The 5,695-nt window shown below is 69.6% G+C and carries 9 protein-coding genes; 2 read left to right on the plus strand and 7 right to left on the minus strand.

The annotated features are described in order from the left end of the window. Positions 1-169 precede the first annotated feature (169 nt). The 4 genes from DMC18_RS05760 to DMC18_RS05775 form a co-directional block, all read right to left on the minus strand. On the minus strand, positions 170-490 hold the full coding sequence (locus DMC18_RS05760; protein WP_110120603.1) for a HigA family addiction module antitoxin: 321 nt from the start codon (positions 488-490) through the stop codon (positions 170-172). Positions 491-568: 78 nt separating this feature from the next. Beyond that, positions 569-949, minus strand: a complete 381-nt coding sequence (gene yidD / locus DMC18_RS05765) for a membrane protein insertion efficiency factor YidD (protein ID WP_110120602.1) — start codon at positions 947-949, stop codon at positions 569-571. Continuing rightward, positions 946-1,242, minus strand: a complete 297-nt coding sequence (locus DMC18_RS05770) for a hypothetical protein (RefSeq protein WP_110120601.1) — start codon at positions 1,240-1,242, stop codon at positions 946-948. The genes yidD and DMC18_RS05770 overlap by 4 nt, the downstream gene beginning before the upstream one ends. 87 nt (positions 1,243-1,329) lie before the next feature. Then, on the minus strand, positions 1,330-1,875 hold the full coding sequence (locus tag DMC18_RS05775) for a TetR family transcriptional regulator (protein ID WP_110120600.1): 546 nt from the start codon (positions 1,873-1,875) through the stop codon (positions 1,330-1,332). 81 nt (positions 1,876-1,956) lie between these two features. On the opposite strand from DMC18_RS05775, the gene DMC18_RS05780 reads away from it, so the two are divergent. After that, positions 1,957-2,265: a hypothetical protein gene (locus tag DMC18_RS05780; RefSeq protein WP_110120599.1), complete on the plus strand. Its 309-nt coding sequence runs from the start codon at positions 1,957-1,959 to the stop codon at positions 2,263-2,265. A 215-nt stretch (positions 2,266-2,480) separates the two neighbouring features. Here DMC18_RS05780 and DMC18_RS05785 read toward each other — a convergent pair whose 3' ends face one another. Beyond that, positions 2,481-2,780 (minus strand): AzlD family protein, encoded by a 300-nt coding sequence (locus DMC18_RS05785; RefSeq protein ID WP_110120598.1) that lies wholly within the window; start codon positions 2,778-2,780, stop codon positions 2,481-2,483. Continuing rightward, a complete protein-coding gene (locus DMC18_RS05790; RefSeq protein ID WP_199228523.1) occupies positions 2,777-3,547 on the minus strand; it encodes an AzlC family ABC transporter permease in 771 nt (256 codons plus the stop codon). The genes DMC18_RS05785 and DMC18_RS05790 overlap by 4 nt, the downstream gene beginning before the upstream one ends. A 142-nt stretch (positions 3,548-3,689) precedes the next feature. On the opposite strand from DMC18_RS05790, the gene DMC18_RS05795 reads away from it, so the two are divergent. Next, a complete protein-coding gene (locus DMC18_RS05795) occupies positions 3,690-4,148 on the plus strand; it encodes an Lrp/AsnC family transcriptional regulator (RefSeq protein ID WP_110120596.1) in 459 nt (152 codons plus the stop codon). A 138-nt stretch (positions 4,149-4,286) separates the two neighbouring features. Here the strand turns inward: DMC18_RS05795 and DMC18_RS05800 are convergent, their stop codons facing one another. Continuing rightward, positions 4,287-5,411 carry an NADH:flavin oxidoreductase/NADH oxidase gene (locus DMC18_RS05800; protein ID WP_110120595.1) on the minus strand — a complete coding sequence of 375 codons (1,125 nt, stop codon included), beginning with the start codon at positions 5,409-5,411 and terminating at the stop codon, positions 4,287-4,289. Positions 5,412-5,695: the final 284 nt, after the last annotated feature.

Raw genomic sequence — 5,695 nt, forward strand, 5'->3', positions numbered from 1 at the left:
TTCACCGGCCTGAGCTCATTTTTCACCGAGCATCCCCGCGAAGGCGGGGATCCAAGCCGAGGTGGAGGTTGATCCACGGCCGAGCCCCATCCTGAAATCCAGCTTGGATCCCCGCCTTCGCGGGGAGAGGCGGATTTGAAGGTCGCGAACAGCTGAATGCCGATCCGACCTAGGCCGCGACCAGCGGCTGGATCGCTTCCAGGTCGGCGCGGCGCTCAATCACCGTCCGCGACAGGTCGTGCTGGGCCTGCAGGTTCATCCAGAACCGCGCGTCCATGGAAAACACCCGCTCCAGCCGCAGGGCCGTGTCGGGGGTCACCGGCTGGGTCTCGCGGGTCAGGCGCTCGATCCTGGTGCGGTCCTTCAGCCCCATGGCCTTGGCCAGCGCGCCGGCCGTCAGGCCCATCGGCGCCATGAAGTCCTCGCGCAGGATCTCGCCGGGGTGCGGCAGCGGCGAGACGAAGTCGAGATCGAGGAAGGTGTCGCTCATCGTCCGTGTCCTTCGCGGGGATCGTCGATCCAGCTTGCTGCTCGCCTTTTGACGACGATCGAGTTGTAGCATGTTGCGCTACGACATTCCCGCCCTGAATCCGTTGGAGATGTGTGGCGACAGTTCCTCTGGACCGAAGCGTCGGGAGTCGGCGGTGACCAGCCAGGTTTCGCCGCTGACGGTGGTCGTCAGGCTGTAGGCTCCGCCGCAGCGACGGAGTTGGGCGTCAGCCTGACGCATGCCGCCGCTAAAGCCCTCCACCGACAGCCAAGCCAAGGCGCGGTGAGAGCAGGTCGGCGAGAACAGGCAGGTGACGCCGGTGCGTGGCGAAAGCCAGCGTTGGTAAAGTTTGATGGCGCCGATTGCGGCTCTCGCGGCGAGGCCGTCGAGCCGTTCGGGAACCGGCAGGCGCGCGGCAAGTCCTACCGCGCCGCAACAGCAACGGGCCAGCAGGCTCATGCCTTGGTCTTGATCGCCGTGCCCCAGCCGTACACTTCGAAAGCCGGCTGGACGTTGTTGCAGCCTAGGTTCGTTGTCGACATCCGATAGTCGTAGGCGACGTGGATGACGCCGTCGCCGCCGGATGCGATGGCCGCTTCGTATAGCGCCTTGGCCGCCGCTTCGTAGGCTTCCTGCACCGGAAGGCCGCCAGGAGCGCCACAGCCGCTGGTCTTGGGCGTACGTGTGACGACGGTGTGGACCATGCCCAGCACTTCATACGGCGTTTGGATGTCGCCGGCGGCGATCAACATTGGCGGTTTCCCCCTTATTGCCAAGCTTTCTCCGAGCTTAGCTTCAGCGGGAGTGATTGATCAATGATCAATCAAAACGGTCGCTCCTCAGAACCCCGCGCCGACCTTGCCCAGTTGCTCGGCCATCTGCTTCAGGCGCTTGTCGAGTTCGGCCATGGTGCGGTTGAGGGCGCCTTCGTCGTCGCGCCAGACCTGGAGGGCGCGGGCCCAGACGGCGGTCATGGCGGCCAGGCGCACCGGCGTGGCGTCGATGCTCGCGGCTTCGAGGATCGCCCGGGCGGTCTTGGGGAAGCGGGCGGCCGAGCGGGGCAGGCCTTCGGCCTTGGCGATGGCGATCAGGGCGTGGCGGTGGGGCTCCATGGCCTCGATGCGGGCCATGGCGGCGTCGAACAGGCGGTCGTGGGCGGCCGCGCCCTCGCCGGCGTCGGCGTTCAGCGCCGCCTGGTCGAAGCGGCGCGACAGGTGGCTGAGCACCTTGGCCTTGCTGTCGGCCCGCGCATAGAGCTCGGCGAACGGCGTGCCGGCCGCGACGGCGATATCGCGCAGGGCGATCTGCGGCCAGGGACGGTCGGCGGCCAGTGACAGGGCCGCGGCGGCCGCGCGGTCGAGCAGGTCTTCGGCGGGCGTGGTCATGATGGAAGAGATGGCCGTGCGGAGGAGGCATGGCAAGGGCGGGCCTTGCCCCGCTCGCCCCGACGGGGGAAAGGAGCGGCCATGAGCCTTTCCCACTACCGCTGCGACTGGACGCACGACCACGCCGACGAGCCCGTCACCCTGTTCTACGAGGTCGACGAGGACGGCCGCGTGCTGCGCATGGTCGACGTCTTCCGCGACGGCCGCCGCGAGCGCGACAGCGTCGAGAATTATTTCGGCCCCGAGGCCGACAACCTGACCGACGGCGACTTCTACGACAGCACGGAAAACCTGCGGGCCGGCTACGAGGCCGTCGAGGGCGACGAGCGGATGTCGCTGATCCAGATCGAGGCGGCCGCGTTCGAGGCCGCCTGGCGGCCGGACGCCTGAGGGGCGTTTTTCTCAGCGCCCTTCCACCGTCATCCCGGAAAGCCCGCAGGGCTTATCCGGGACTCAGGGGACTGGGCTCGGCGCCTTGTCTGGCCGTCAGGGTTGTTGGCCGGCGCATTGCCGCCGGCCCCTGGGTCCCGGCTCTTCGCTTCGCTGAGTTTACCCTCGGGCGCGCCTCGCGCGACCCGGGGGGCCGGGATGACGGGCTTGGGGGGCTACCCCAGCAGCCACCGCAGCCCGCCGGCCGCGACGATGCCGATCGGCACCACGGCCAGCATCGGCAGGCGCAGGGCCGCGACGAAGGTGATCGCCAGGGCCAGCAGGTCGGCCGGGCGGGGCGAGACGAAGTGCGGGGCGATCACCGCGATCAGCACGCAGCCGGGCGCGGCCTCCATCACCGCCGTGGCGCGCGGCCCAAGCGTGCGGTTGCGCAGCACCAGATAGCCGCCGATGCGGGTCAGGTAGGTGACGGCGGCCATGGCCAGGATGGTCGCAAGGACGGGCAGGGAGATCATGCCGCCGCGCCTTCTTCTTCCGGCTGCTCGCCGCCGGCCCACAGCCAGGCGCTCAGCAGTCCGGCCAGGGCGCCGGCCGCCACCGTCCAGGCCCCCGGCGCCAGCAGGTGGCCGCAGGCGGCGACCGTCAGGCTGACCAGCCAGGGCCGGGCGGCCGAAAAGCTCTTCCACATGCCGCGCAGCAGCACGAGGAAGATCGCCGGAAAGGCCATGTCGAAGCCCAGGGTCTCGACGTTTCCCAGCACCGGCCCCACCATCGCGCCCAGGGCGGTGAAGGCGATCCAGGCCAGCCACATCGGCAGGGCCACGCCCAGGTAGTGCGCCAGGCTGAAGGTCCCGCGCGCCTTGGCGTCCGCCAGGGCCATGGCCCAGCTCTCGTCGCACATCAGGAACAGGGCCGGCAGCACCCGCCGCTTGGGCAGACCCTTCAGGAACGGCGTCAGGGCCGCGCCCATCAAGAGGTGGCGGCTGTTGATCATCAGCGTCACGGCCGTGATCAGCAGCAGGTGCGGCGGCGAGGTCCACAGGCCGATGGCCGCGAATTCCGAGCCGCCGGCGAAGTTCAGGCCCGTCATCAGCGGCGTCTCGGCGACGCTCAGCCCCTTCTGGGCGGCCTGGGCGCCCAGCACCAGGGCGAACGGCGTGAAGCCGGCCGTCACCGGCAGCGAGGCGACAAGGCCTCGCCAGAACTCGACCCTGGATTCAGAACGCAGTTCGGAGGGCCCGTCGCCAGGCATGGCGGCGGGAGCGCAGGTTTCGATTGTCATGGGCGACCGGGGGAAGGAGCGGTTGCGGGAAGGATTGGCAGCCTAGCGCAAACCCCGCGCAATCGGGTTGCGATCATGCTCCCATATGATCAATGATTGGCATCCAGGCGATGTTGATCGCCAGATCCTGGCAGCAGATTCCATGAAGCTCGACGACATCGACCGCCGCATCCTGCGCGAACTGCAGAAGGACGGCCGCATCCAGAACGCCGAGCTGGCCAAGCGCGTGGGCCTGTCGCCCTCGCCCTGCCTGCGGCGGGTGCGGATCCTGGAGGAGTCGGGGATCATCGAGCGCTACGTGGCGGTGATCGACGCGGCCAAGGTCGGCCGGGGCCAGACCTTCTTCACCCGCATCTGGCTGAACTCGCAGAACGAGGACGCCGTCGAGCACTTCGTCGCCGAGATCGACAAGATGCCCGAGGTGGTCGAGTGCTACGTCATGCTCGGCGACTGCGACCTGCTGCTGCGCGTCGTCGCCGCCGACATCGCCGCCTATCGCCGCTTCCAGGCCGACCACCTGACCCGCATCCGCGGCGTGCTCAACGTCAAGACCGACATCCCGGCCCAGACCATGAAGCAGACCTTCGCGGTGCCGCTCTAACTCACCTCTCCCATGGGGAGAGGGAGGGGCCCATTGCGCAGCAATGGGAGGGTGAGGGGGTACGCCCTCACCGCTGAAACCCCTCATCCTCCCACGCCTACGGCGTGGGCCCCTCCTTCTCCCTCAGGGAGAAGGTGACTATTCCGCCGCCGCCGCCAGCTCCGCCGCCGGACGATACTTGTCCAGCCAGTGCGCATAGGGCGCCGGCAGGGTCTCCCAGGTGGGGCGATCGACGCCCAGTTCCTGGGCCAGCTCGTAGGCATAGTGCGGATTGGCCAGGTGGGCGCGGCCGATCATCACCAGGTCCATCTGCTCCTCGGCCACCAGGCGCTCGGCCAGGCGCGGGGCGTCCAGGCCCCAGGACGAGGCCACCGGCAGGCCGGCCTCCTCGCGCACCCGGCGGGCGATCGGCCCCAGGAACGGCGTGCCCCACGGGATATTGGCGCCCGGGATGGTGAAGCCGACGCTGACGTTGAGCAAGTCGAGGCCCCCGGCCTTCATCCGGCGGGTCAGGTCGATGGAGTCGACCAGGGTCTCCTCGTCGTGGCCGTCATATTCCAGCACGCCGAAGCGGGCGGTCAGCGGCAGGTTTTCCGGCCACTCGGCGCGGACGGCCGCCAGGGTCTCTTCCATGAACCGGCCGCGGGCCAGGGCGTCGCCGCCATACTGGTCGGTGCGGTGGTTGGAATGGCGCGAGAAGAAGCTCTGGGCCAGGTAGCCGTGGGCGAAGTGCAGCTCCAGCCACTCGAAGCCGGCCTCGCGGGCGCGGCGGGCGGCGGCGGCGAAGTCGGCCTTGACCCGCTCGATGTCGGCCAGGGTCATCTGGCGCGGAACCTTGGGCAGGCCCTGGCCATAGGCGATGGCCGACGGGGCGATCGTCTCCCAGCCGCGCGGATCGCCGTCGGCGATGTGGTCGTCGCCCTCCCACGGGCGGTTGGCGCTGGCCTTGCGGCCGGCGTGGGCGATCTGGATGCCGGGCACGGACCCCGCCGCCTTGATGGCCGCGGCGATCTTGGCCAGGCCTTCAGCCTGCTCATCGGTCCAGATGCCGGTGCAGCCGGGCGAGATGCGGCCCTCGGGCGACACCGCCGTCGCCTCGACGATCACCAGTCCCGCCCCGCCGCGCGCCAGGCCCGCATAGTGCGGCAGGTGCCAGTCGGTCGTGACGCCGTCTTCGGCGCTGTACTGGCACATCGGCGGGATGGCGATGCGGTTGCGGAGGGCGGCGTCCTTCAGGCGGAAGGGCGTGAACAGGGCGGACATGAAGGGCGTGCTCTTTCGACGGGGAGGAAGGGCGCAGATGAGGGCGCGGGCGGGGCGGCTCAAGGGGGGGCGGCGGGGATCAGCAGCTGTGCCTGTGGGGAACAGGTGGGGCCTGGATGCTCCCCCTGAAGGGGGAGCTGTCGCCTCCGGGTCCGGCCGGAGGCCGGCCCGAGGATAAACTCCGCGACTGAGGGGGAAGTGACAGCTAAGCTGGCCGTCGCCCCGGAAGCTGAAAACGGCCCCCCTCCGGCCCTCCGGGCCACCTCCCCCAGAGGGGGAGGATC

Source organism: Caulobacter sp. D5, assembly GCF_003185805.1.
Taxonomy (GTDB): domain Bacteria; phylum Pseudomonadota; class Alphaproteobacteria; order Caulobacterales; family Caulobacteraceae; genus Caulobacter.